This window comes from Shewanella sp. FeAMO (genome assembly GCF_053653955.1).
In genome coordinates, this window is sequence record NZ_CM132201.1 from 4,480,453 (window position 1) to 4,505,649 (window position 25,197).

General features: G+C 53.7%; 17 protein-coding genes, 4 tRNA genes and 1 pseudogene. 10 read left to right on the plus strand and 12 right to left on the minus strand.

The window, feature by feature from the left end:
* Positions 1 to 49 precede the first annotated feature (49 nt).
* From ACWAU4_RS20000 to ACWAU4_RS20025, 6 genes are read left to right on the plus strand one after another with little or no spacing between them, the layout of a single operon-like run.
* Positions 50 to 2,221 (plus strand): type I secretion system permease/ATPase, encoded by a 2,172-nt coding sequence (locus ACWAU4_RS20000; protein ID WP_028780118.1) that lies wholly within the window; start codon positions 50 to 52, stop codon positions 2,219 to 2,221.
* 1 nt (position 2,222) lies between these two features.
* Positions 2,223 to 3,605: an HlyD family type I secretion periplasmic adaptor subunit gene (locus ACWAU4_RS20005; RefSeq protein ID WP_025010060.1), complete on the plus strand. Its 1,383-nt coding sequence runs from the start codon at positions 2,223 to 2,225 to the stop codon at positions 3,603 to 3,605.
* Between the two features lie 33 nt (positions 3,606 to 3,638).
* Positions 3,639 to 5,042, plus strand: coding sequence for a TolC family outer membrane protein (locus tag ACWAU4_RS20010; RefSeq protein ID WP_025010061.1), 1,404 nt, complete (start codon positions 3,639 to 3,641; stop codon positions 5,040 to 5,042).
* Entirely contained in the window at positions 5,042 to 5,647 is a 606-nt protein-coding gene (locus ACWAU4_RS20015) for an OmpA family protein (protein ID WP_025010062.1), read from the plus strand. Before ACWAU4_RS20010 ends, ACWAU4_RS20015 begins: the two co-directional genes overlap by 1 nt.
* Positions 5,648 to 5,664: 17 nt before the next feature.
* The gene (locus ACWAU4_RS20020; protein ID WP_025010063.1) at positions 5,665 to 6,372 is read left to right on the plus strand and encodes a transglutaminase-like cysteine peptidase; all 708 of its coding nucleotides are present in this window, start codon (positions 5,665 to 5,667) and stop codon (positions 6,370 to 6,372) included.
* An 8-nt stretch (positions 6,373 to 6,380) separates the two neighbouring features.
* Complete coding sequence (locus ACWAU4_RS20025; RefSeq protein ID WP_062793964.1) at positions 6,381 to 8,300, plus strand: bifunctional diguanylate cyclase/phosphodiesterase; 1,920 nt, start codon at positions 6,381 to 6,383, stop codon at positions 8,298 to 8,300.
* Positions 8,301 to 8,460: 160 nt separating this feature from the next.
* Here ACWAU4_RS20025 and ACWAU4_RS20030 read toward each other — a convergent pair.
* From ACWAU4_RS20030 to ACWAU4_RS20050, 5 genes and pseudogenes are all read right to left on the minus strand, one after another.
* A pseudogene (locus ACWAU4_RS20030) lies at positions 8,461 to 8,549 on the minus strand.
* Between the two features lie 102 nt (positions 8,550 to 8,651).
* Positions 8,652 to 8,728 (minus strand) — tRNA-Pro (locus ACWAU4_RS20035).
* A 47-nt stretch (positions 8,729 to 8,775) separates the two neighbouring features.
* A tRNA-Pro gene (locus ACWAU4_RS20040) sits at positions 8,776 to 8,852 on the minus strand.
* A gap of 132 nt (positions 8,853 to 8,984) precedes the next feature.
* Positions 8,985 to 9,060, minus strand: a tRNA-His gene (locus tag ACWAU4_RS20045).
* Positions 9,061 to 9,104: 44 nt separating this feature from the next.
* A tRNA-Arg gene (locus ACWAU4_RS20050) sits at positions 9,105 to 9,181 on the minus strand.
* 221 nt (positions 9,182 to 9,402) lie between these two features.
* Here ACWAU4_RS20050 and ACWAU4_RS20055 point away from each other — a divergent pair.
* On the plus strand, positions 9,403 to 12,051 hold the full coding sequence (locus tag ACWAU4_RS20055; protein WP_208125193.1) for a sensor domain-containing phosphodiesterase: 2,649 nt from the start codon (positions 9,403 to 9,405) through the stop codon (positions 12,049 to 12,051).
* A gap of 21 nt (positions 12,052 to 12,072) precedes the next feature.
* Here ACWAU4_RS20055 and rep read toward each other — a convergent pair whose 3' ends face one another.
* On the minus strand, positions 12,073 to 14,085 hold the full coding sequence (gene rep, locus ACWAU4_RS20060) for a DNA helicase Rep (protein ID WP_093983861.1): 2,013 nt from the start codon (positions 14,083 to 14,085) through the stop codon (positions 12,073 to 12,075).
* A gap of 261 nt (positions 14,086 to 14,346) precedes the next feature.
* Between rep and ubiK the strand changes: the two genes are divergently transcribed.
* Positions 14,347 to 14,601 carry a ubiquinone biosynthesis accessory factor UbiK gene (gene ubiK, locus ACWAU4_RS20065; protein WP_208125194.1) on the plus strand — a complete coding sequence of 85 codons (255 nt, stop codon included), beginning with the start codon at positions 14,347 to 14,349 and terminating at the stop codon, positions 14,599 to 14,601.
* Positions 14,602 to 14,664: 63 nt separating this feature from the next.
* Here ubiK and ACWAU4_RS20070 read toward each other — a convergent pair whose 3' ends face one another.
* The gene (locus ACWAU4_RS20070) at positions 14,665 to 15,630 is read right to left on the minus strand and encodes a DUF3187 family protein (RefSeq protein ID WP_208125195.1); all 966 of its coding nucleotides are present in this window, start codon (positions 15,628 to 15,630) and stop codon (positions 14,665 to 14,667) included.
* Positions 15,631 to 15,902: 272 nt separating this feature from the next.
* On the opposite strand from ACWAU4_RS20070, the gene creD reads away from it, so the two are divergent.
* Positions 15,903 to 17,324, plus strand: a complete 1,422-nt coding sequence (gene creD / locus ACWAU4_RS20075; protein WP_025010066.1) for a cell envelope integrity protein CreD — start codon at positions 15,903 to 15,905, stop codon at positions 17,322 to 17,324.
* A 168-nt stretch (positions 17,325 to 17,492) separates the two neighbouring features.
* Complete coding sequence (locus tag ACWAU4_RS20080; RefSeq protein ID WP_044735363.1) at positions 17,493 to 18,260, plus strand: phosphatase PAP2 family protein; 768 nt, start codon at positions 17,493 to 17,495, stop codon at positions 18,258 to 18,260.
* A 43-nt stretch (positions 18,261 to 18,303) separates the two neighbouring features.
* On the opposite strand, the gene ACWAU4_RS20085 is transcribed toward ACWAU4_RS20080, so the two are convergent.
* From ACWAU4_RS20085 to ilvG, 5 genes are all read right to left on the minus strand, one after another.
* Entirely contained in the window at positions 18,304 to 19,434 is a 1,131-nt protein-coding gene (locus tag ACWAU4_RS20085; RefSeq protein WP_045283242.1) for a pyridoxal-phosphate-dependent aminotransferase family protein, read from the minus strand.
* A gap of 127 nt (positions 19,435 to 19,561) precedes the next feature.
* Positions 19,562 to 21,115 (minus strand): threonine ammonia-lyase, biosynthetic, encoded by a 1,554-nt coding sequence (ilvA, locus tag ACWAU4_RS20090; RefSeq protein ID WP_208125196.1) that lies wholly within the window; start codon positions 21,113 to 21,115, stop codon positions 19,562 to 19,564.
* A gap of 1 nt (position 21,116) precedes the next feature.
* Positions 21,117 to 22,973, minus strand: a complete 1,857-nt coding sequence (gene ilvD / locus ACWAU4_RS20095; RefSeq protein WP_454290364.1) for a dihydroxy-acid dehydratase — start codon at positions 22,971 to 22,973, stop codon at positions 21,117 to 21,119.
* A gap of 36 nt (positions 22,974 to 23,009) precedes the next feature.
* Positions 23,010 to 23,267 carry an acetolactate synthase 2 small subunit gene (gene ilvM / locus ACWAU4_RS20100; RefSeq protein WP_025010070.1) on the minus strand — a complete coding sequence of 86 codons (258 nt, stop codon included), beginning with the start codon at positions 23,265 to 23,267 and terminating at the stop codon, positions 23,010 to 23,012.
* A complete protein-coding gene (gene ilvG / locus ACWAU4_RS20105) occupies positions 23,264 to 24,940 on the minus strand; it encodes an acetolactate synthase 2 catalytic subunit (protein WP_100143442.1) in 1,677 nt (558 codons plus the stop codon). Before ilvG ends, ilvM begins: the two co-directional genes overlap by 4 nt.
* Positions 24,941 to 25,197 lie beyond the last annotated feature (257 nt).

Genomic DNA, 25,197 nt, shown 5'->3' on the forward strand with positions numbered 1-25,197 from the left:
ATGGCTGATACTAGAATTAATCATATAAAACGAAAGGATAAGTCGTTCTGTGACCGCATCCGCTTCACCTAAACCTGAGCAATGGACTATCTCGGCTTCCCAGCGAGTCACTGTGGATCCCCTGCTCGACAGTCTGGTTCTATTGACGGAATACTTTGGCAGCCCCTGTTCCAGTGAGTCTCTGGCGGCAGGCCTGCCCCTGTCTTCGGCGATTCTGTCCCCGGAACTGGTACCTCAGGCAGCTGCAAGGGCCGGCCTAACCGCCAAGCTTTCCCGTAAAGGCTTGAATCAGGTTACTGCTATTCAGCTTCCCTGTATCTTGCTTTTGAAAGACAAGAAAGCCTGCATTCTTCGCGAGCTGGATCTGGAGCAACAGCATGCCGTGATCCAATTACCTGAAACCGGCGGCGAACAACGCCTGTCCATGGAGGAGCTGGAAACCCTCTATGTAGGCTATCTGTTTCTGGTTAAACAGCAGTACCGTGGCGATATGGGGTTTGATGTTTATCATCACGACCACAGTAAACACTGGTTACTGCAAACCATCAAAGACTCGGCCCCCATCTATCGTGATGCACTGATTGCCTCAATCCTGGTGAACTTGTTTGCCCTGGTTTCACCGCTGTTTATCATGAACGTCTACGATAAAGTGGTGCCCAACCTGGCATTCGAATCACTGTGGGTACTGGCCATCGGAGCCGGTATTGCTTATCTGTTTGATTTGGTCATGAGACAGCTGAGAAGTTACCTTATCGATGTTGCCGGTAAGAAAGTCGACATCATAGTCTCGTCGCGACTGTTCTATAAGGCAATCGGTATTCCCCTCGAAAACCGCTCGGCCAGTGTCGGCGGCATGGCGCGTCAATTAGGTGAGTTTGACAGTATCAGGGAGATCCTTACCTCGGCGACCATCACCACCTTGGTCGACCTGCCCTTCGCCCTGCTGTTTATGTTGATCATCTATCTGGTCGCCGGCGATCTGGCGCTGATCCCATTAATCGCCAGCTTAATCATCATCAGCTATACCTTGATCATTCAGCCCAGGCTCAAGACTGCCATTGAGGAAAGCAATAAATTTGCCAGCCTCAAACACGGCCATCTGATCGAAAGTCTGGCCTCTCTGGAGTCCATCAAGTCATACGGCGCGGAAGGCCTGGTACAAAAAGCCTGGCAGCAGATGATAGGCCACACTGCCAACTGGCAGTTGAGATCGAAAAAGCTCTCCAATTCAGTGGCCAACGTTGCCAACTTTGTGGTGCAGTTGACCGTCGTCAGTGTCGTCATTCTCGGCGTCTACCGGGTTGCCGACAATGATATTTCCATGGGTGGGATCATTGCCGCTGTGATGCTTGCCAGCAGAGCAGTTGCCCCCATGGCGCAACTGGCCGGCTTGATGACTAGAGCCAACCAGACGGCCAGCGCGCTGAGACAGCTGGATCAGATAATGACCCAGGAAGACGAGTTTGAAAACAAAGGCCACCTGGTCAGCAAACAGCGCCTGATGGGCAAGATAGAAGCCGATGACCTCAGCTTCAGTTACCCTGGTTCGGAAAAACCTGTATTGCATCCCTTCGCCTTGAGGATCCGCCCGGGCGAGCGGATAGCCATTATTGGCCGTAATGGCAGCGGCAAGAGCACCTTGGCCAAGCTGCTGGTAGGGTTATTCAAACCCAGTAACGGCAGCCTAAGATACGATGGCATAGACAGCGCCCAGATCCACCCCAGCGATCTACGCCGTAACTTCGGTTATCTACCACAGGATGTCACCCTGTTCCACGGTTCGGTCAGAGACAATATTCTCTTCGGCACCCGTCAGGTCACCGAGCACCAGTTGATCCGAGCGGTACAACTTTCCGGGGTCAACCTGTTTACCGATATGGAATCGGAAGGCCTGGATCAACAGGTAGGTGAAGGCGGCCACTCTCTGTCCAGGGGCCAACGGCAAACCGTGGCCTTGGCCAGAGCCATACTCAATGACCCACCCGTGCTGTTGATGGATGAACCCACAGCCAGCCTGGATGCCAGAGCCGAGAAGCAATTCATGCGCTCAATGCATAATGTCAGCCGAGACAGAACCTTGCTGATCATCACTCACAAGATGCACCTGCTGAATCTGGTGGATCGCATCATAGTGATGGATAGAGGCCACATCATTGCCGACGGTCCTAAGGATAAGGTGCTCGAAAAGCTCAACCAAGGGCTGATGGCAGGAGGCAAGTAATATGAATAAGCACCTGACTTCTGATGACTTGGAAATGGTAGACGATGTCTACGGCGCCATGATGACAGATGCTCCCACCAGCCACAGATTGATCATCTGGTCGCTGGCGACAATGATGCTCTGCTTCCTGACCTGGGCCTATTTCGCTTCTCTCGACCGAGTTACCAAGGGCACGGGTAAAGTGATCCCCTCTTCCCAGGTACAGGTCATTCAAAGTCTGGATGGCGGTATTTTGAAAGAGATGTACGTTCAAGAAGGCATGCTGGTCAAACAGGGGGAGCCCTTGGTTCGCATCGATGACACACGTTTCCGTTCCGATGCCGCCCAGCAGGAGCAAGAGGTCTACAGCCTGCAGGCCAACGTTATTCGCCTGCAGGCCGAGCTGAACAGCATCTTTATCTCAGACATGGCCAACGATTGGCGGGAACAGCTCAAGATCACCAAGATCCCGCTGGTATTTCCTGCCGAACTGGCCGAGAAGGAGCCTGAGCTGGTCAAGCGCCAACAGGATGAATACGCCGGCCGTCTGGACAACCTCAGCAACCAGGTCGAAATCCAGGCAAGGCAAATCCAGCAGCGGCAGCAGGAAACTGAAGAGTTAACCTCAAAAATCGGCACCCTGAGCACCAGTTATCGCTTGGTCAGCCGCGAGCTGGAACTGACCAAACCTCTGGCACAGAAAGGCATAGTGCCCGAGGTGGAACTCTTGAAGCTGGAACGTACAGTTAACGACATTCAGGGCGAACTGGCGACCCTCAGGGTGATGCGTCCCAAGCTCAAGGCCAACATGGATGAGGCCATACTCAAACGCCGGGAAGCGGTATTGGTTTACGCCGCCGACTCCCGCGCACAACTGAATGAGATGCAGGCCAAGCTGGCAAGAATGAATGAGGCCCAAGTGGGAACCAAGGATAAAGTCAGCAAAGCCGTCATAACCTCACCGGTCAATGGAACCATTAAAACCATAAATATCAATACATTGGGCGGTGTTGTTCAGCCAGGTATCGATATCATGGAGATAGTTCCTTCCGAAGACCAACTGCTGATCGAAACCCGAATTTTACCAAAGGATATCGCTTTCCTGCATCCGGGGCTGCCCGCCATAGTTAAGGTTACCGCCTATGATTTTACCCGTTACGGCGGGTTGAAAGGCACTGTGGAACAGATAAGTGCAGACACTACTCAGGATGAAGAAGGCAACAGCTTTTATTTGGTAAAAGTGCGGACCGAAGAGTCCAGTTTAATTAAAGACGATGGCACTGAGATGCCCATTATTCCCGGCATGTTGACCTCTGTTGACGTAATTACCGGGAAAAGAACTGTCCTTGAGTACATACTTAATCCCATTCTAAGGGCCAAAGAAACAGCGTTAAGAGAACGCTAGGCTCAAAGTCACAATAAACCTGGAGGGTTTAGCATGAACAAGAAAGTTACTCGGCTGGTGAAACCCAGTGCCTTGGCACTGGCGATTACCGGGCTGATGTTGCCCACGGCAGGGTTTGGTCAGACCCTGGAACAAGCCGTAGCGCAGACATTGGATACCAACCCGGAACTACGGCTCGCCTTTAACCGCTTCAAGGCTCGTGAAGAGCAGGTGAACCAGGCCATAGCCGGTTATATGCCAACGGTAGATATTACCGGTGGCTACGGCTATGAATACACAGACAGTCCGGCCACCCGTCGCCGTTTGGCCGGCACCCTGGATGATGAAATTGAACTCAAACGAGGCGAATTCGGCGTCAGCATCAAGCAGATGCTGTTCGACGGCTTCTTTACCAGCAGTGAAGTCGATAGATACAGCTTCGAAGCCAGTGCCGATCAATGGGCGCTGTTTGCCGCTGCCGAAGATATGGCGCTGGATGTTGCCAAGGTCTATATCAACTACATACGTACCGAGCAGGTGCTGACGCTGGCCGAGAAGAACCTCAAGAGCCACCAGGATATCTACGAGCAGATCAAGCAACGTACTGATTCGGGCCTGGGTTCTACCGCGGATCTATCTCAAATCACAGGTCGTCTGGCCCGTGCCAACGCCAACGTTGTGTCGGCGCGTAATAACTTCCTCGATGCCAAGAGTCAGTTTTTCCGCATCACCCATCAGCAGCCGGAAGACCTGATAGTGCCGGTTCCGGATGCCGATATGTTGCCGGCAGATATAGATGCCAGCATCAAGATGGCTCAGGAGTACCATCCTATTCTCAAGTCGGCCGCCAGTGATATTCGCGCCGCCGAGTATGAGAAGTCGTCGGCTCAGTCCAACTACTACCCCAAGATCACGCTGGAGGTGGAAGGCAACCTGAACAACAACCTGGACGGTGAAGACGGCTTTAGCCGTATCGCCAGCCAAAATGTCGGCGGCTACAACAATGACATTCTGGCCATGGTCAGGGTTCGTTATAACCTGTTCGCCGGTGGCCGCGACTTGGCTCGTGAGAAAGAGGCCAGCTACAAGATAGGTGAAGCGAAAGAGATCCGTGAGCGCGCCTATCGTGAAGTGGTTGAAGGCGCCAACCTTGCCTGGAACGCTTATGAGTTCCTGGGGCCACAGAAGCAGTATATTCGCGAGCATGTCATTGCAGCCAAGGACACTCAAGTCGCCTACTCACAGCAGTTCAACCTGGGTCAGCGCACCCTGCTCGACTTGCTGGATACCGAGAATGAGCTGTTTGAAGCCAGAAAAGACTATCTGACCGCCGAGTACGACGAAGTGATTGCCAAATACCGCGTACTCAATGCCACAGGTCAACTACTAGACTCGCTTAGAGTCACTCGCCCCGATGTATGGAAAGGGGAGCGTGAATATGAAGGAGGAGTTAAATAATGAAACTCTTTATCACCCTGCTTAGCGTCGCCATACTGGCGGGCTGCTCAATGCGTGACACGGTTTCCATGGATCAGCCGACAGCTCAGGTCAACGATCTCAATGATAATGACAGAGACGGTGTTATCGAAGCCCGTGAGCGCTGCTCAGGTACCGTTGAAGGTGCCAACATTGATAACTATGGTTGTGGTAAGATCAAGCCTATCAATGAGCGTTCCGAGTTGAAAATACTCTTTGCCAACGACTCCTTCTACATAGATCCTCAGTACTATGATCAAATTGGTGTTATTGCTGACTTTATGAAGCAATATCCCAGCACCAAGGTGACGATTGAAGGACACTGTAGCCGTACCGGCAGCTATGAGCATAACCTCGAGCTGTCACAGAATCGGGCAAACGCCGTAACCAAAGTGCTTGAAGATCAATTCGGTATCACTGCCGATAGACTGACAGCCATAGGTTACAGTTACGATAGACCAGTAGATCCAACAGATACGCAATTGGCCCACAAACGTAACCGCCGAGTGATCGCCGAAGTAACAGGCGAAGACACTATGGCCGATATGAAGTGGAACATCTACACTGTGGATCAAGAAGTGAAATAGGACCTTGATATCCCCATATGACAGGCAGGCTCAACCAGTATTCACTGCTCAGACGGGTCTGCCATTACACAGTACTGGCATCGACTCTAGCAGTGTCATGCCTGTACGCCGCTTCAACCCAACAGCTCGACCCCAACAGCATTACCAGGACACTGGAAGCTCGTTATGGCGAGCGGGCAGGCCTCAGAGCCAGAGCTTGGTTCAAGATATTGGACGAGGCGCAAGGGTTGGACGATATGGGGAAAATCACCAAGGTAAACAACTTCTTTAACCTGTTTCGCTTTGTAGATGATATCAAGCTCTGGGGGATGGCCAACTACTGGGCCACCCCTTTAGAGTTTATCGGAGTAAATGGTGGTGACTGTGAAGACTTCTCCATCGCCAAATACTTCACTCTGCTGCAGTTGGGCATACCTGAAGACAAGATGCGCATCACCATGGTTAAGGCAACCAGTGTTAATCAGTACCATATGGTGCTGGCCTATTATGAGACGCCCTCCTCTGTTCCTCTTATTCTGGACAACCTGGATCGCGAGCTCAAACCGGCAACTCAACGCAGAGACCTGATCCCTGTGTACAGCTTTAACGGTAAGCAATTGTGGCTAAACAAAGAGAAAGGACGCGGTGTATTGGCAGGCTCATCCGCTCGCTTGGAAAAGTGGAATGACCTGAGACACAGATTAGGGGCTGATCGCTTACGTCAGCCAAAATTAAAACTGGAGTAGCTACAGCAATGACACTGTTTCGACAGATATACTCGTTACTGTTTGGGCTGTTTCTCTTGGTTGTAGCCAGTGTGGGCTATGTGCAATTCAATGAGACCCAGAACTTTCTGACCGAGCAGATGGAGTCGGACCTCAATAATGTCAGCCATTCATTGGGATTGATGTTGGTTCCATCGCTGGAGGCCGGTGATCTCGCCACCGCAGAAACCATGGTGAATGTCATCTTCGAGGGTGGCTATTACCAAGAGGTGAAACTCACCTGGTTGGTCGACGGTAAACAGCAGGTCTGGAATAACAATATCCGCATCGAAGATGTGCCCCAATGGTTTATCGATCTGGGGATCTTCACCCCGTTACGCAAGGAAAGCACCATCACTTCGGGTTGGTTGCAGTTGGCCAAGTTGGAAATTACCGCGCACCCGGGTTTCGGCTACCATGAACTGTGGCGCATTATGAGCCACACCCTGATAGCCTTTTCAATCCTGTTTTTGGTCGCCATTCTATTCGCCCGTCTGGGCCTGACCTGGATCCTCAGTCCACTGCATGCCATTGCCGAACACGCCAAGAGCATTGCCAAACGGGAATTCGGCCCGGATATGCCGCTCCCCAAAACCCTGGAACTCAGGGATGTGGTTAACGCCTTCAACAGCATGTCGGCCCAGTTGAAGAAGATCTTCAGCTCTCTGGACGAAGAAGTTACCGCACTCAGGAAGAAGAATCTGGTGGATCAGGTATCCAACCTACCCAACCGTCAATATATGATGGGCCGAATTGGTGGTTGGCTCGGTGAACCCGGCAGCGGTGCCCTGATGATGACCAAGTTCGATTGGCTCGAAGAAGTGCATAGCAAGTATGGCTATCAGGTAAGAGACGAAACTATCAAGCTACTCTCGGAAAAACTGCAGCATGAGCTGGGCGAAATCTGTGAATCTGTCATTGCCCGTATCGCCGCCTATGAATTTGCTTTCCTGGTCACCAATGTTGAGCGTGAACAGTTAAGTAAGTATCTACAGACGTTGATCCGCACCATCAACCAGGAAATGGTCAAGGCGGGTTGCAAACCCAATGAAGACTACGCCATAGGTATTGCCGAGCGCATAGGACAGATGAATAGCTCAGAACTGCTGGCACGCTCGGACAATGCCCTGCAAATAGCCCTCAAGGAAGGCAAGGTTTATCACTGGTTGGAGACCAATGAGCAGCAGTTGTTCAGTCGCGAACAATGGCGCGACAAGCTTACCGAAGCAATTAACCGTAAGCAGTTCCGTTTCCGTTGGCAGCCAGTGCACTATCAGGACTCAGACAACGTACTGCAGCGGGAGCTTTTCTGTCAGCTGCAGATAGGTGACAAACTGGTACACGCCGGCCAGTTCATGCCTTATGTCGAGCTATTGTCCTTGGGTAGCCTGCTCGACCGCTGCCTGATTGAAAAGATCAGCGAAGATGAGTTGTTGGAGAAAAATGCCGAAGCAGTTGCGGTTAACCTCACCCATCACAGCATCAGCGATCCCAAGTTCCACGAATGGCTCAATCACTTCCTGCGTAACAGTCGCCATGCAAGCCGGTTGGCCTTTGAATTACCGGAAGCCGCCATCTATACCGATATCGATGCCTGCCAGGCGCTGTGTACCGTTATCCGCGACAATGGCGCCAGCATAGGGATAGACCACTTCGGCCGTCAGTTCGGCTCCATGTCTTATTTGCAAAGCCTGCGGCCGGCTTACGTCAAGCTGGATCAATCCTTTGCACAATATGATGAAAACCAGCACAACAGCGAACTGTGCCGGGCACTGGTGAACGTGGCCCGAGGACTGGAAATCGATGTGATAGTCACAGGTATTCAGGAGAAAGGTCAGTTGGAGCGCTTTACGCCACTCAAGACCCAAGCATACCAAGGCTTTATTTCACCGCCGGTGAATGTTGCGTAACTGATATAAGGCTCCCTTCGGGGGGCCTTTCCTTTACCAGAAGCTGCTAGAGACAGCGAAGACCCAAGACACTTAAGCATCTAGAAGATGAAAAAAGGAAGGCGTTGAGTACTAAGAAATCAACAAAAAAGCCCCTGATTTCTCAGGGGCTTAAATGTTTTGGTCGGTGATAGAGGATTCGAACCTCTGACCCTCTGCTCCACTCTGGTTTCCAAGTCAGGATACGCTACCAGACCACGCTAATCACTGAACTCCACTTGTACCCATGAGAATATCTTTAAGGTCATCACAAGTTCGAAACTATCAAGATAAAAACAAAAAGCCCCTGATTTCTCAGGGGCTTAAGTGTTTTGGTCGGTGATAGAGGATTCGAACCTCTGACCCTCTGCTCCCAAAGCAGATGCGCTACCAGGCTGCGCTAATCACCGAAATACTTTCCAGCTTTTACCCGACTTTAAGTCAGATAAATCAAATTTGGTCGGTGATAGAGGATTCGAACCTCTGACCCTCTGCTCCCAAAGCAGATGCGCTACCAGGCTGCGCTAATCACCGAAATATTGCTTTATTGGGCACCTTGAAAGGAAGAGGGTCACCCTCTGCTCCACTCTGGTTTCCAAACCGGGAGGCGCTATCAATTGCGCTAATCACCGTAAGATTTGAAGCTGACTCGCTTCACGAAAGAAGTGGGGTGACTGATGGGACTTGAACCCACGACAACCGGAATCACAATCCGGGGCTCTACCAACTGAGCTACAATCACCACTGATATTTCTTTCACTGACTGGCACAACAGTTGAATCAAACTGGTGCGCCCAGAAGGATTCGAACCCTCGGCCTCACCCTCCGGAGGGGTGCGCTCTATCCAGCTGAGCTATGGGCGCCCGCCGTGTCAGCGCCGCATATAGTAGGAGGATTTACTCCCCGCGTCTACACCTGTTTTGCTTTTTTTCGGCTGTTTGCTCAAGTTTTGACTTAAATAGCACAACAATTATCCGACACCAGCCAAAAAATTGACTTGGATAATACCGTATTTCGTGCTATTCCTATCCTTTGATTGAAAACCACACAACAATTATATTGCAATTATTCCTTGGCGGATAACATGTTTAGGGATGAAACTCTCCATCAGCATTCGGCTCAGGAAGTCTCGAGTTTAGAAAAAAGGGTTGTCAGACTCAGACGACTGGCGGCCAAATATAAAAGAGCCGAAGCCACTCAGAACGCGCTGCTGGAGATCTCCAATATTGCCAATAAGGCAACTTCAATGGAGAGCTTCTACCAAGGCATGCACTTGCACCTTCAACAACTGATCCCTGCCGACAACTTTTATATCTCCCTGCTCGATGCCCAAAGACAACATCTGGAACTGCCGTTTTTCTCCGATGAAAAAGACTCCCACCCTTCTGAGCTCTATCCGGAACAGGAGCTATCTGAAATTCTGATGCAGGGTCTCACCGGTTATGTGCTGCGAACGGCCAAGCCCCTGCTGTGTGATGAGCGCAAAGCCGAAGAGCTGGCTGCCGCCGGGGAAATCATGTCCCTCGGCTCCCCCTGTCATCAGTGGCTCGGCGTGCCGATAATGCAAAATGACAGAGCAATCGGTGTCTTGGTGGTACAGAGCTACAATCCTGCCAGTTCCTACGGCGAGATGGAGTTTGAGCTGATGGCCTTCATCAGCCACCACATCGCCGGGGCCATGGAGCGATTACGGCATCATGAACAACTGGAACAAGCCATCACCCAGAGAACCCAGGAGCTGAGCCAGGCCTACGATAAGCTGAAACAGGAAGTCTATGAGAGGCGCCGCGCCGAGAGACTGCAAAAGTCCCTGTTTGAAATCGCCGAACTCTCCTCCTCAAACCTGGATGACAGCGAGTTTTATACCGAGCTGCACCGGGTCCTCAGTCATCTGTTGCCCGCCAATAACTGTTACATAGCCCTGCTGGACGACACGGCAACTGAGCTGCACTTTCCCTTCTATGTTTCCCAGCTCAGTGACCAGCCACCCAAATGCCGTCCCTTAATGGACGGACTGGTGGAATACCTGCTCAGATTGAAACGTCCCGTATTACTGGATCAGAGTGATATCCAATCTTTGGTGTGCGCCAAAGAGATATACAGCAAGGCTCCTGAGCTCAATCACACCCAGAGCATGCACCAGTGGATTGGTGTGCCACTGTTTATTCAGGACAGAATTGCCGGCGCCCTGACTATCTATAGCTTCAGCATGCACCAGAACTATCAGTTCAAGGATCTTGAGCTGCTGACCTTTGTGTCGCAGCATATAGCTACGGCCATAGAGCGTAAGCTGGCCACCGAGGCACTGAAACGCAGCAACGAAGAGTTGGAAGAAAAGATCCTGGAGCGCACCCGCGAGCTGGCCACCACCAACCAAGAGTTACAAAAAGAGATCTCCCAGCGCCGAAAGGCAGAGCAACAACTGCTGCATGATGCCAAACACGACGCCCTGACAGGCTTGCCCAATCGGCTGATGTTTATGGAGCGTTTGAGCCAGGCCGTTAAGCATAATCGCCGACACATGCAGGACAAATTCGCTCTGCTGTTCGTCGATCTCGACCGTTTCAAGCTGATTAACGACACCCTGGGGCACCTGGAAGGCGACAAGTTTCTGGTTGAGACAGCCATCCGCCTCAAGTTTTGTATTCGCGACAACGACACCCTCGCCCGTCTCGGTGGCGATGAGTTTGTGATTTTGCTGGACGGGTTACGCACGGCCGACGATGCCAAGGAAGTCGCCGAGCGGATCCTCAAAGAGCTGTCACGCCCCTACGAGTTGGCCGATAAACAGTTCAACTCAGGCGCCAGTATCGGTATAGCCGTCAGTGGTCATCACAGAGATGACACCAGCGAGTCCATTCTGCGGGATGCCGACACCGCCATGTATATGGCCAAGACCCGAGGCAAGGGTTGCTATGTGGTATTCGATGAGAAATCGCATCAGCAACTGATGCAGGATGTGAGCCTGGAAAATGAACTGAGGAACGCCCTGGATACCCAGCAAATTCGGCTTAGTTACTTCCCGGTGCAGGATCTTAAGACCGGGCAGCTACAGGCACTGGATGTACGCCTGTATTGGCCTCATCCACAACACGGCAAAATCAAACAGCAACAACTCGCCAATTTGGCAGAGCAAGCCAACTTACAGCTGGAACTGGACAGGTATGCGATAGAGGCGCTGAACAGCGAACTTCCCAAGCTGCAACTGGCCACAGGTACCAAGTTGCATCTGGCCATCTGTAGCCAGCACCTCAAACATAAACACGCGCTGCGCAGTCTGAAAAACTGCCTGAGAAACTGCCGCTTCCCGCTTAACGACCTCTGCTTGTTTTTCAACGAGCAATCCTTGTCACGGGATCTGGAAAACCATATCAACGGCTTTGAAGTGCTCAAACGCTTGCAGGTCACTCTGGGGATCACAGGCTACGGCAGTGGTTACAGCCCCTTGATCAGCCTATCCTTCCTGCCTGTCAATGTACTGAAACTGGATGCCAGCCTGGTGTCACATCTGCAAAGCCCCCACCACAGACGCTTGCTCAAAGCGATACGCTTGAGTGCCGGCGCGCTGGAGCTTGAATTGGTATTGGATGGCGTCAATACCCAAGAGCAGAAACAGCAACTGGCGCAAATGGGCTTTAACTCAGGCCAGGGACAAGCCTTGGGGAGTCGCTTGAGCGCCGCTGACAGCAACAACACCGAGGTCATAGATACGGCAACCCAGGTTTGTGCCTGAGTCGGGTCTTGAAGCCAAGGCTTACTTCTTGAACATATCCCGCAGGTTGGCAATATTGGCCTTGCCGGTTTCCATCCGTTGCTGCTCACTCTGCTGCGGCTTGCGGTTTTCCCAGATAAGGTCGTCCTGAGGCAGTTCCATCAAAAAGCGGCTGGGTTCGCAACGCATGGTTTCGCCGAATTGGCGCCGCTCACGGCAAAGCATAAACCACAGCTCTTTCTGGGCCCGGGTGATGCCAACATAAGCCAGACGCCGCTCTTCATCGACATTGTCTTCATCTATGCTGGTTTGATGCGGCAGAATCCGCTCTTCCACTCCCACCATAAACACATAGGGAAACTCCAGCCCCTTGGAGGCGTGCAGTGTCATCAACTGCACCTGATCGCCGCCCTCATCCTCATTGTTTCTTTCCATCATGTCCCTGAGCGTCAGCCTATTGACCACTTCGGGTAGGCTCATGGGCTCATCCAGATCGTCACCGGCCAGCATCTCTGTCACCCAGCGATACAGCTCAGAGATATTTTTCATCCGCATCTCGGCCGCCTTGGCGCTGGCACTGGTCTCGTAGAGATAGTCTTCATAGTTGATTTTGCGGATCAACTGCTTGATGGCATCAACCCCTTCACCACGCTGAGCGATTTCACCTGTATCGACAATGAAACGACCAAACTCATACAGTGAGCCCATGGCTGCCGGTGGCAGATGATGGTTCAATTCAGCGTCGAAAATCGCCTCAAACATGGAGATATGCTTCTGATTGGCAAAATTCCCCAGTTTTTCCAAAGTTGCCGGGCCAATTCCGCGTTTTGGGAGGTTGACGATACGCAGGAAGGCATTGTCGTCATCCGGGTTCACCACCAAGCGCAGATAGGCCATGATGTCCTTGATTTCGGCTCTGGCAAAGAATGAGGTACCACCACTGAGCTTGTAGGGAATACGGTTGGTCATCAGCGCCCGCTCCAACAAACGGGATTGGTGATTTCCCCGATAGAGAATGGCGTACTCGCCATAACTGGTCTTGCCCATAAACTTGTGGCGAATGATTTCGGCCACCACCCGCTCCGCTTCCTGCTCTTCGTTGGCGGCAAACAGTACCCGCAGCGGCTCGCCATAGGCCAACTCACTGAACAGCGACTTATCATACACATGGGGATTGTTGGCGATCAGAATATTGGCCGCCCGCAATATCCGCTGGCTGGAGCGATAGTTTTGTTCCAGCTTAATGAGCTTGAGCTCGGGAAAGTCTTTACCCAGCAGCACCAGGTTTTGTGGCTTGGCACCGCGCCAGGAGTAGATGGACTGGTCATCATCGCCCACTACAGTAAAACGTGCCCGCTCTCCCACCAGCAATTTAACCAGTTCATACTGGCTGGTGTTGGTATCCTGATATTCATCTACCAACAGGTAACGGATCCTCGCCTGCCAACGGGCTCTGACATCGGCGTTATGCCGCAGCAATAGGGTCGGCAGCAGGATAAGGTCGTCAAAATCCAGCGCATTGTATGCCTTCATATGCTGGGCGTAACGCTGATAAAGGAGCGCGAACAGTTGTTCCTGTTCACCCTTGGCTATCTTGCGGGCATGATCCGGGATCACCAAGCCCCCCTTCCAATTGGAGATCATGGTCGCCAGCGCCCGCAGCAGATCTTTGTCCTCCTGTAGCTCGTCCTGGGTCAGCTCTTTAAGCAGAGCCAAGGTGTCCTGATCGTCAAACAGAGAGAACCCGGCCTTTAGGCCCAAAGTCTTGTGTTCACGCTTGATGATTTCCAACCCCAGGGTATGGAAGGTAGAGATCCACAACCCCCTTGCTTCTTTACGGCCCATGGATTGAGCCACCCGCTCTTTCATCTCCCGTGCTGCCTTGTTGGTAAAAGTCACAGCGGCGATATGCTTGGCCTGATAACCACACTTCTGCACCAAATGGGCTATCTTGTTGATGATAACCCGTGTTTTGCCACTGCCGGCTCCAGCCAATACCAGGCAGGGACCGGAAACATAATGGACGGCTTCATTCTGGGCAGGATTGAGCTTCATGGGTTATCGATATCTCACACAAGGAAGGTTTAGAGGCTGAGATCATACCAGAATCAGTGCCGGAGGCAGCCCCAAAATCCCCTTAGGGAAGTGCTTCTTGCAAAGGACTAGGGCCATTTGCTGCGAACCACGCCTTGCATCCGGCCTGTAAGCCGACGCAGAGCACACATGGGACTTGTTCGCACCTTCCTTAGGTTAACCTTGGGTTCAGTACGGCCTATAAGTTACAATCAGTTAAAACCTTGCCAGTGGATTAAAGAGATGATCAACCCCAAGAAAATTGAAGAAATGGCCAAACAGCTGAGCGAAAACCTGCCTTCAGGGCTGAAGCAATTTGCCGGCGAGTTTGAAGAGCGCAGCAAGCAAGTACTGCAACACCAGTTGCTGAAACTGGATCTGGTCTCCCGGGAAGAGTTTGAAGTGCAGCAGCATGTATTGTTCAAGACCCGCGAAAAGCTGGAAGCCCTGCAAGCCAGAGTCGAGGCACTGGAAGCCAAGGCTGAACAGGCAGAGTAATACATCTCACCCCAAAATAGATAAGGCCGCTCATGAGCGGCCTTATGTTTCAACACGGCTAAATTAGAGCATATGCCGATAGCCCAGAGTAAAGGCGATATCCGTGCTGTTATCCATGTTGAGGAAGTTTTCAATCACAGTGAACTCTATGGCGCTGCGATCCAGATAATAACGGTAGCCCAGCAAGGCTTCATTTGAGGCTTCAGAGAAGTCGTCATCCGACTCGGCCATTCCCTCGTATCTGTGGTACTCCAGCATCCAGCCATGACGCCCGACACGGTATTCATAGCCCAGGCCGACCATCAAAGCGTTGGACTTATAGGGTACATCCGACAACACCTCTTCGTCCTGACGAAAGCTCAGACCAAGTGTTGAATGGAAGTTGTGCCGTCCGTTGCGATAGCTGTAATTAAGCTGCAACGCCTGTTCAAAGTTCTCATTGGCAAAAGGCCCCGAGCCCACATAGTTGTAATACAGGCTGCCCCCCACAGACAGGCCGTGGTGCTCATTTTGCAGCAGTTGATACCCCAGATAGACGTTGAAGGCGTTATTCATCGTCTTGCCGCCAAAATCACTGAGGTCGATACCGTGTTGCTTGGAGTAAATCTGATTCTGGTTTCTCGGCTGATGCTCACGACCGTTCTGATCGAAACCGAAGGAATCGTGGAACCACATGGTCAGCGAATCCAAGTGGTTATTGCCACTGAAACGCCAAGTGTAATTGGCGTCCAGCATCCAACGGTCATCGATTTGCCACTTGAGACCACCAGTTAAGGAGTTGTGATAGTAATCGGCCAGATAATCGTCCGTCTCGGCCCACACACTGGCGATGTTACCGGTCAGATACCATTCTTTTTGTTCCTCAGCCATGGAAAAGCCCGAGCGCAACATGGGGGCCAGGCTACTGGATTGCAGGGGAGACTGGGCATAGACCCGCAGCGGCCCATAGTCATCAAAATCGGCCAGTTCAGCATGCAGGGGCAAACTGAAAAAAAACGGCAACCAACAGATTTTGGAAAAGTTCTTCATAGGTATCTTCACAGCAGATTGTATAGGCGGTTATTTTAAATGACTGCAGCATTGATTCACACTCATTATAGATGATTCAATCACGACCACATTGTCATAATAAATGTGACAGTAACAGCAGAATCCCTTGAGCATAACATCCAAGAAGCCAAATCAGACCGGGGCAAAAAGGGCCGTGCCATAATTTCGCCATTATTGATCAGTGACTTGTCATGATATGTCAGGTCAAATCTGTTCTAATACTGCCACTATAGGTTAAAGGAACATACCTCATGTTTGAAATTATCGTCCTGGTGGTAGCGCTGGCCTTTCTTGGTGCCATGGGTTTCGGGGCTTATCTGCTGCTGAAAAGCGTGATGAAGAAACAAAACGGCCAAGCGGCGCTGCCTCAATTCAAATCCAAATTAACGCTCAAACTCTTTGCTGTGGCCATGGTGGGCCTGTTGTCATTGATACCGCTTGGGATGATCCAGGATCTCAGCCAGGACAGAGAAAGCCTCTATCGCCAAGTGGTGCGCGAGATAGGCCACACCTGGGGCGATTCCCAAACCTTGGCCGGTCCGGTTTTGGTACTGCCGTTTCGCTATGAAGTGATCTCCGACAGCAATATCGATGGTAAACAGCACCGCAGTCGCCAGGTTTACAGCGATGAACTCTTGATCCTGCCCAAAGGCATGACACTGGATGCCGGTCTGCAGCACGAATTCCGCCATCGCGGTATCTATCAGTCACTCGTATATCTGGGACAAGTCAAGGGTCAGGCCAACTTCGAACTGCCCAAGGTCAATATCCCAGGCTTACTCGGCTTTGATTATAACCAGGCCCGGCTGGTGTTCGGCGTTTCAGCCAACCAGGCTATTGAGACTGTCAGCCGTTTTAATCTGGCTGGAGAGCAGGGCATGCCCAGCTTGATGTCAGGTACAGGCCTGGATAACACAGGCGGCCTTGGCCGCGGCTTTCATCGCACCATAGCGCTGGATCCGAGCCAAGGTGAATATCAACTGACCTTCCAGCTCAGCCTCAGGGGTTCTGAAGGCTTGGAGGTACTACCGCTGGCGGAACTGAGCCAGATAGATATCCATGCCGATTGGCCGCATCCCAGCTTCCAGGGTTACCTGCCCGCCAGCCGTAATCTCAGCACTGAAGGTTTTGATGCCAACTGGCAGATAAGCCATCTGAGTCGTAACTTCCCTCAGGTATTCCGCGCCAGTGATGGCCGGGATCTTACCGAGATCAGTGCCAGTGTTACCCTGTTCGAACCCGTGACTCACTACGGCAAGATAGAAAGGTCGCTCAAGTACGGCATACTCTTTATCTTACTGACCTACATACTGCTGCTGATCTTCGAACTGGGCAACAAGTCACGCCTCAGCGCAGTACAGTATCTGATGGTGGGTGGCGCCATGTGCCTCTTCTATCTATTGCTGCTGTCGCTGTCGGAACACTTGCTGTTTTTAACCGCTTATCTGGTGGCCGCGGCGGTTCCCCTGCTCAGCATTCCACTTTATGTCGCCAGTGCCAGTGGCAGTCGACGCCAAGGAGCTATAGTTGCGGCCATGCTGGCGAGTCTCTACGGCGTACTCTACTCCATACTCCAGTTGGAAGATTACGCCCTCTTGATGGGAACCGGACTGTTGGTACTGATCATGCTGGTGCTAATGTACCTCACCCGTCACCAACAAATTGAAGAGTAGTATTTACTGCCAACCAACGGCTGCCACACTTGGGCAGCCGTTTTTTTACAAGTGTGCTGACAAACTGCCGCCCAAAGGGCCTACTTCGACGGAGGACGCCATTAATGCTTGCCGCGTTCCTCCCCTCTGGCACAATGGCGGTTTGTCCGTTCCGATAAGGGTGTATTAATGAAATATGCAGCCGTCCCTTTGACCTCTCTGGCCATTTGTTGGCTGTTTCTGCTCAGCTTGCCGCTGGCGCTGTTTTCCCTGTCAGAGCCACTCTTCCCTTGGCTTAATCTCGATAGCGCCGCCGCTCAGTTTTGGTACTGGTTAACCGTGTCCGGTTCGGCCCCCTGGGGCGTAAGCACTGTGTTACTGGTATTTGCCATCAGCTTTTTTATCCTGCCAAGGGGCAGTTGGCTGAAGATGATGTTCTGCACTTCGCTGGGCTTGGTGCTGTGTTTGCTGCTCAATGAACAGCTCAAGCTGGTATTTGCCGAATCCCGGCCCTATATCGAATGGCTGTCCCACCAGCAGCATCTGGATATCAAGGAGTTCTACAGCATAGACAAGTACGCCCGCAGGGAGCTGCTGGCACAGGTTCTTCCCGGGGTATCACCACTGGATATGCCCATCTCGGCACAGATCCAGCGCCACTGGCAGATAGAAACGGGGTTTTCCTTTCCCTCCGGCCATACCATTTTTGCCGTGACCCTGACTATGTGCAGCAGTTTCTTTCTGCTGAGGCACAATAATCTCTGGCTCCCGGCGCTGCTTATCTGCTGGGCGCTGCTGATGGGGCTGAGCCGCATGTTGCTGGGAATGCACTGGAGTGTCGATGTATTGACCTCGACCCTGCTGGGAGGAATACTGTCGGCCCTAGCTATCTATGTCGGCAGCCACAGCTATCGCCGCCTGGAACCTTGGTTCACAGGGGCTGTGAGTAAAGGCTGAAACGAAAACGCCCCGTCATTGAACGGGGCGTTTATCTATAGGATCAGTTGAGCACTTCGGCCAGGGCCCGCAGGCACAGGGCAACATTTTCCCGTCTGGCACCGTAACCCATCAGGCCGATACGCCAAGCCTTTCCGGCCAAGGCGCCGAGGCCGGCACCTATCTCCAGATTATAGTTATCCAACAGCTGCTTTCTCACGGCGCCATCATCGACACCTTGCGGGATATAAACCGCGTTGAGTTGCGGCAAGCGGCTCTGCTCGGCCACCACAAATTCGAGCCCCATGGACTCAAGCCCCTGACGCAGCAAAAGGTGCATATCCCGGTGACGTTGCCAGGCATTTTCCAGCCCCTCTTCGGCCAGTAACCGCAGCGCTTCGTGCAGTGAGTACAAGGCATTAACAGGCGCCGTGTGGTGATAACTGCGCTTGCCATCACCGCTCCAATAACCCATCACCAGGGACTGGTCCAGGAACCAGCTCTGCACCGGGCTCTTGCGCGCCTTGAGTTTAGCGACGGCGGCCGGAGAGAAGGACACGGGGGACAAACCCGGCACACAGGAGAGGCACTTCTGACTGCCGGAATAGATGGCATCTATGCCCCAATCATCGACTCTGAGCTCGACGCCTCCGAGGGAAGTTACGGCATCGACAATCGACAGACAGCCATGCTCACGCGCCAGGGCGCACAGCGTTTTGGCGTCGGAAAGCGCGCCGGTGGAGGTTTCGGCGTGCACAAAGGCCAGGAAGGCGGCATCGGGATGCGCCTTCAGCGCAGCTTCCACCACTTCTGGGTCAACCGCTGTGCCCCATTCGAAATCCAGCATCACCGCCTCGGCGCCAATCCGCTCAACGTTCTGGCGCATTCTGTCGCCAAACACCCCGTTACGGCAGACAATCACCTTTTCGCCCGGCTCCACCAGGTTAACGAAGCAGGTCTCCATACCGGCGCTGCCCGGGGCAGATACCGCTATAGTCATCTCGTTGCGGGTTTGAAACGCATATTGAATGAGACTCTTGAGCTCATCCATCATGGCCACAAACAGAGGATCCAGATGCCCGACTGTCGGCCGCGACTGCGCCGCCAATACCTGAGGATAGACATCCGAAGGGCCGGGGCCCATCAGGATCCGACGGGGAGGGTTAAAAGCGCTAACCGAGGGTGCAGCAAACATCTTGGCTCTCCTTACAAGAGGTTTCAGGGTACGGATTAGAATAATAACTCAAGACCATAGCATAAAACTGGCCCCCGGACTGCCCCTGCTTTTGGCGAAGACAGTCGACCTTTTCCCTTTCAGGATCTCACTGGCCTGGGCGCGCCAGAAACAGCCGGTAGGCGGGGTTATCCGTCTCGTCCTGACAGACAAACCCCAACTCATACAGAAACTGACCAAAGGCGGCTTCATCGGCCTTGGGCACTTCAAAGCCGGCCAGCACCCGCCCAAAGGCGGCGCCATGGTTGCGATAGTGAAACAAACTAATGTTCCACTTGCTCTTCAACGTCGTGAGAAACTGCAGCAAGGCCCCGGGATGCTCCGGGAATTCAAAGCTGAGCAGTTTTTCTTCAAGCGGTTCGGGTGGCAAGCCGCCCACCATATAACGCACATGCAGTTTGGCCGCCTCATCGGCAGAAAGATCCTGCACTGCAAAACCGGCACTCTCCAGGCGGGAGACAATCGCCTGCAGCTCGCTGGCACCTTCGCTAAGACGGATCCCGGCAAAGACCACGGCGCGATCGCGCCCGCTGAAACGGTAGTTGAACTCTGTCATCACCCGCCGCTCCAGCAGTTCACAAAAATGCAGGAAGGAGCCCGGCCTTTCCGGAATGGTCACTGCCAGCACCGCCTCTTTATGCTCGCCCAGTTCGCAGCGCTCGGACACATATCTCAGGCTGTGAAAATTGACATTGGCTCCGCTGAGAATCGCCGCCAGTTTCTCGCCCTTGCCCTTGTCACCGACATACTTTTTCAGCCCGGCCAGCGACAAAGCACCGGCCGGTTCGGCAATGGCGCGGGTATCTTCGAAGATATCCTTGACCGCGGCGCAAATTTCATCCGAGCTGACGGTCACCACTTCATCGACATATTCCCGCGCCAATCGAAAAGGCTCCTGACCTATACGCTTAACCGCCACCCCATCGGCAAATAATCCCACCTGCTCCAGCGTCACAGGTTCATCGGCTTCCAGCGCTGCCTTGAGACAGGCGGCATCTTCCGGCTCGACGCCGATGATCTTCACCTCAGGCATTACGGCTTTGTAGTAAGCGGCAATGCCGGCGATTAAGCCACCGCCACCCACTGGCACAAACACCACTTCAAGATCTCTTTGCTGCTGCAGCATCTCCTGGGCAACCGTGCCCTGCCCGGCGATCACCGCCTCATCATCGAAGGGGGGGATAAACACCCGCCCCTCATCCTGGGCCAGTGACATGGCATACTGATTGGCCTGATCGAACGACTGTCCATGAAGCACCACATTGCCGCCGAGGCGGCGCACCGCATCTATCTTGATGTCCGGGGTGGTGGTTGGCATCACTATCACGGCATCGACCCCGCGGCTCGAGGCCGACATGGCAACGCCCTGGGCATGATTACCGGCCGAGGCACATACCACTCCGTTTTCGCACTCAACGGGGCTCAAGGCGGCGATACGGTTATAGGCGCCGCGCAACTTGAACGAGTGTACCGGTTGCATATCCTCGCGCTTGAGAAACACCTGGCAGCCCAGACGGGCCGACAACTTGTTCAGACTCGACAGCGGGGTAACCCGCGCCACATCATAGACATGGGACAAGAGGATCTTCTGTAGATAATAGTTGGCCAGCGACAGCTGACTCTTGGATGCCAGCGCCAACATACTAGCCCTCCAACTTAGTGCGATCGCGCACGGCACCCTTGTCGGCACTGGTGGCCAACATGGCATAAGCCTTGAGCGCCAGCGACACGGGGCGCACCCGTGCCAACGGCTTCCAGGCCAAAGGCCCCTTGGCCTGCATCGCCTCACGGCGCCGGGCGAGCTCAGCATCGCTCAGCTTAAGCGTAATGCTGCGGGCCGGGATATCGATTTCAATGACATCGCCATTTTCAATCAAGGCGATAGTGCCCCCTGAGGCAGCTTCCGGTGACACATGGCCTATGGACAGCCCAGAGGTACCGCCGGAGAAGCGGCCATCTGTGATTAAGGCGCAGGCCTTGCCCAAACCGCGGGACTTGAGGTAACTGGTGGGATAAAGCATCTCCTGCATGCCAGGGCCACCTTTGGGGCCTTCGTAGCGAATAACCACCACATCCCCGGCGACCACTTCACCACCGAGGATCCCGGCAACGGCCTCGTCCTGGCTCTCATACACCCTGGCCACGCCTTTGAACCTCAGGTTGGATTCATCCACCCCGGCGGTTTTCACTATGCAGCCATGCTCGGCCAGATTACCGGACAGTACCGCCAAGCCCCCTTCCTGACTGAAAGCAAACTCGCGGCTGCGGATACAACCTTCGCGGCGATCTGTATCCAGTGATGGCCAGCGGCAATCCTGGCTGAAGGCCTGGGTAGTAGGGATCCCCGCGGGGCCGGCGCGGAAGAAGTCTTTTACCTTCTCAGACTCGGTGCGCATCACATCATAATTGGCCAACACAAACTCAAGCGAGCCATCATCGGAAGCCACATGGTTTACATCCGTATGCAGTAAACCGGCGCGTTCCAGCTCACCCAAGATCCCCATTACGCCACCGGCTCTGTGGACATCTTCCATATGGTATTTGGGGGTCGAAGGTGCCACCTTGCAAAGGTGCGGCACCTTGCGGCTGAGACGGTCGATATCCGTCATGGTGAAATCCACTTCGGCTTCCTGAGCCGCCGCCAACAGGTGCAGCACAGTGTTGGAAGAACCGCCCATGGCGATATCCAAGGTCATGGCATTCTCGAACGCCTTGAAGTTGGCGATATTGCGCGGCAATACCGAGGCATCATCATCCGAGTAGTAACGCTTGGCCAGCGCCATCACTCTTCTGCCCGCCTCCAGAAACAGTTCGCGTCGATCACTGTGGGTCGCCAACATGGAGCCGTTGCCCGGCAGCGACAGCCCCAACGCCTCGGTCAGGCAGTTCATCGAGTTGGCAGTAAACATGCCGGAGCAGCTGCCACAGGTTGGGCAGGCGCTGCGTTCGATTTTCTCGCTGTCAGCATCGGATACCCTGTCATCGGCCGCCGCCACCATGGCATCCACCAGATCCAGCTTGATAAGTTTATCGGACAGTTTGGTCTTGCCCGCTTCCATAGGCCCGCCGGAAACAAATACCACGGGGATATTGAGCCGCAGCGCCGCCATCAACATGCCGGGGGTGATCTTGTCGCAGTTGGAGATACACACCAGAGCATCGGCGCAGTGGGCATTGACCATATATTCGACGCTGTCGGCAATCAGTTCACGGGAAGGCAGGGAATAGAGCATGCCGCCATGACCCATGGCGATGCCGTCATCGACCGCTATGGTGTTGAACTCTTTGGCGATGCCGCCGGCCTCTTCGACGGCCGATGCCACCAGAGAGCCCATGTCTTTCAGATGCACATGACCGGGGACAAACTGAGTGAAGGAATTAGCAATGGCGATAATGGGCTTACCGAAGTCGCCTTCCTTAACCCCAGTGGCACGCCAAAGGGCTCGGGCTCCGGCCATGTTGCGGCCTTCGGTACTGGTTGCTGATCTGAGTTTGGGCATTGCTCAATTCCTTACGCTTATTCTGATGATTCTTGGTTAGCCGTTGACGGTACGGGAGAGGCTGCTCGCGGGCCGCACAGTGCAGCGGGCCACGTCTACCAGCTTAGTCAACTGACGGCTCAGCAACTCGATAGCTCTGTCACTGTCGACCGCCATTGCCAGCTGCAGGCGCTGATCCTCGGCCAGTGTCATATGCATATCGCGGACGGTAAAGCCGCGGTGGCGGGTTACCCGCAATACACGTTCCAGTACTTCGGGGCGTTGTTCCAGGGTCAATTCCAGATTATGGATCATGATCGCTTCTCCGTTTGTTCCATCATTTCACAGTTGGAGGCGCCGGGGGGAACCAGCGGCCAGACATTAAAGGCATCGTCTATGGCGACGTGCAGCAGGAAGGGGCCTTTGGCACTGAGCATCTCATCCAGTGCCTGCTCAACCTCATCGGCCGAGTAGATGGTGCGTCCGGGGATATCGAAGGAGGACGCCAGGGTAACAAAGTCGGGGTTATCGGACAGGTCGGTTTCGCTGTATCTCTCTTCAAAAAACAGCTGTTGCCACTGCTTCACCATGCCCAACTTCTGGTTATCTATCAAAAGTATCTTCACCGGCAGTTTACGACGCTTGATGGTGGTCAGCTCCTGCACATTCATCATGAAAGAGCCGTCGCCGGAAACCGTGACCACAGTGGCATCCGGCCGGGCCATCTGCGCGCCTATGGCCGCCGGCAAGCCAAAGCCCATGGTGCCAAGCCCGGCACTGGAAAGATGATCTTCCGGGCGGCGAAAATGCATATGCTGGGCAACCCACATCTGGTGCTGGCCGACATCACAGCTCACCACAGAGTCGCTCGGCAGCTTGTTGGCCAGACGGCGCAACATGGCCGGCGCATAGATGAGTGAGCCTGGATGGGCGTAATCCCACTGGTGCAGCGCCCGCAGGTGCTCGACTTCAGCCTGCCAGGGCGCTATTTGCAGCGCTTGCGGCGCCAGTTGCGTCAATATGCTTCTTAAGTCCCCATCCATGGCCACATCCGGCTGACGCAGTTTGCCAAGTTCGGCGGCATCGATATCCAGGTGGATCACCTTGGCCTTGCTGGCAAAGCTCTCCAGCCTACCCGTGACCCTGTCATCGAAACGGGCACCGACCACCAGCAGCAGATCGCACTGCTGCACCGCCAGATTGGCGGCCTTGTTGCCGTGCATCCCCAGCATCCCCAGGTAACCTTGAGTGCCATGGGCTATGGCACCCAGCCCCTTAAGCGTTGCCACCGAAGGAATACCGCTACGCTGGATAAAGGCCCGCAGCGGCTCCACTGCGCCCGCCATACCGACGCCGCCACCGACGTACAACATGGGTTGGCGCGCGGCCGCCAGCAAGGCGTTGGCTTCCGCCAAAGCCGCCTGGTCCAGCTCCGGCTCATCGGGCACCGCCTGCAACGGCGCCTTGTATTCCACTTGGGCAAGCTGGATGTCTTTGGGGATATCCACCAACACAGGACCGGGACGGCCGGAGGCGGCGATTTCGAAGGCGCGGTACAGGGTAGCAACCAGTTCCTCGGCGCGGGTCACCATAAAACTGTGTTTGGTACATGACAGGCTCATGCCCAGCACGTCCATCTCCTGAAAGGCATCTGTGCCTATCACAGAGGTGGAAACCTGGCCCGTGATGGCCACCAGCGGCACTGAGTCCAACAGCGCATCTGCCAAGGCGGTGATCAGATTGGTCGCCCCCGGGCCCGAGGTGGCCAGGCAGACGCCTGTCTTGCCGCTTGAGCGGGCATAACCGACGGCAGCGAAGGCGGCGCCCTGTTCATGACGGGAGAGCAGATGTTCGACCTGGCTGTCGTAGAGAGCATCATAGATAGGCATGATGGCGCCGCCGGGATAACCAAAAACCGTGTTCACCCCATGGGCGGCCAATACCTTGATAACTGCTTCACTGCCGCTGATCTTCTGCCCTTGTTCCATCTTGTTGTCTCGCCTATTTTTGCTGCTGTTTAAGTTTTCAATGGCCCTGAAACGACAAACCCCCCGGTCCTTTCGGAGCGGGGGGTTTGTTTGCAATTTCTGACCCTATCTGGTCTGTCGTCGCGCCACGAGCCGCCCCCGCTGTGATGGAATAATCACGACGGTAATAATCACGAGGAGGAGCTTGGCGCTTAAGTTAAACATTTCTCAGACAGTTTCCTGTATTCAATTTATCTGCTTGGCGAGCCCTTTGGCAG

Bases quoted from the DNA above. Each gene is read 5' to 3' on its own strand.
- ACWAU4_RS20085 (WP_045283242.1), bottom strand. From the start codon at position 19,434: ATGTTTGCTGCACCCTCGGTTAGCGCTTTTAACCCTCCCCGTCGGATC.
- ACWAU4_RS20015 (WP_025010062.1), top strand. From the start codon at position 5,042: ATGAAACTCTTTATCACCCTGCTTAGCGTCGCCATACTGGCGGGCTGC.
- ACWAU4_RS20055 (WP_208125193.1), top strand. From the start codon at position 9,403: ATGTTTAGGGATGAAACTCTCCATCAGCATTCGGCTCAGGAAGTCTCG.
- rep (WP_093983861.1), bottom strand. From the start codon at position 14,085: ATGAAGCTCAATCCTGCCCAGAATGAAGCCGTCCATTATGTTTCCGGT.
- ilvG (WP_100143442.1), bottom strand. From the start codon at position 24,940: ATGGAACAAGGGCAGAAGATCAGCGGCAGTGAAGCAGTTATCAAGGTA.
- ilvM (WP_025010070.1), bottom strand. From the start codon at position 23,267: ATGATCCATAATCTGGAATTGACCCTGGAACAACGCCCCGAAGTACTG.
- creD (WP_025010066.1), top strand. From the start codon at position 15,903: ATGTTTGAAATTATCGTCCTGGTGGTAGCGCTGGCCTTTCTTGGTGCC.
- ACWAU4_RS20020 (WP_025010063.1), top strand. From the start codon at position 5,665: ATGACAGGCAGGCTCAACCAGTATTCACTGCTCAGACGGGTCTGCCAT.
- ilvD (WP_454290364.1), bottom strand. From the start codon at position 22,973: ATGCCCAAACTCAGATCAGCAACCAGTACCGAAGGCCGCAACATGGCC.
- ubiK (WP_208125194.1), top strand. From the start codon at position 14,347: ATGATCAACCCCAAGAAAATTGAAGAAATGGCCAAACAGCTGAGCGAA.
- ACWAU4_RS20080 (WP_044735363.1), top strand. From the start codon at position 17,493: ATGAAATATGCAGCCGTCCCTTTGACCTCTCTGGCCATTTGTTGGCTG.
- ACWAU4_RS20025 (WP_062793964.1), top strand. From the start codon at position 6,381: ATGACACTGTTTCGACAGATATACTCGTTACTGTTTGGGCTGTTTCTC.
- ACWAU4_RS20010 (WP_025010061.1), top strand. From the start codon at position 3,639: ATGAACAAGAAAGTTACTCGGCTGGTGAAACCCAGTGCCTTGGCACTG.
- ACWAU4_RS20005 (WP_025010060.1), top strand. From the start codon at position 2,223: ATGAATAAGCACCTGACTTCTGATGACTTGGAAATGGTAGACGATGTC.
- ACWAU4_RS20070 (WP_208125195.1), bottom strand. From the start codon at position 15,630: ATGAAGAACTTTTCCAAAATCTGTTGGTTGCCGTTTTTTTTCAGTTTG.
- ilvA (WP_208125196.1), bottom strand. From the start codon at position 21,115: ATGTTGGCGCTGGCATCCAAGAGTCAGCTGTCGCTGGCCAACTATTAT.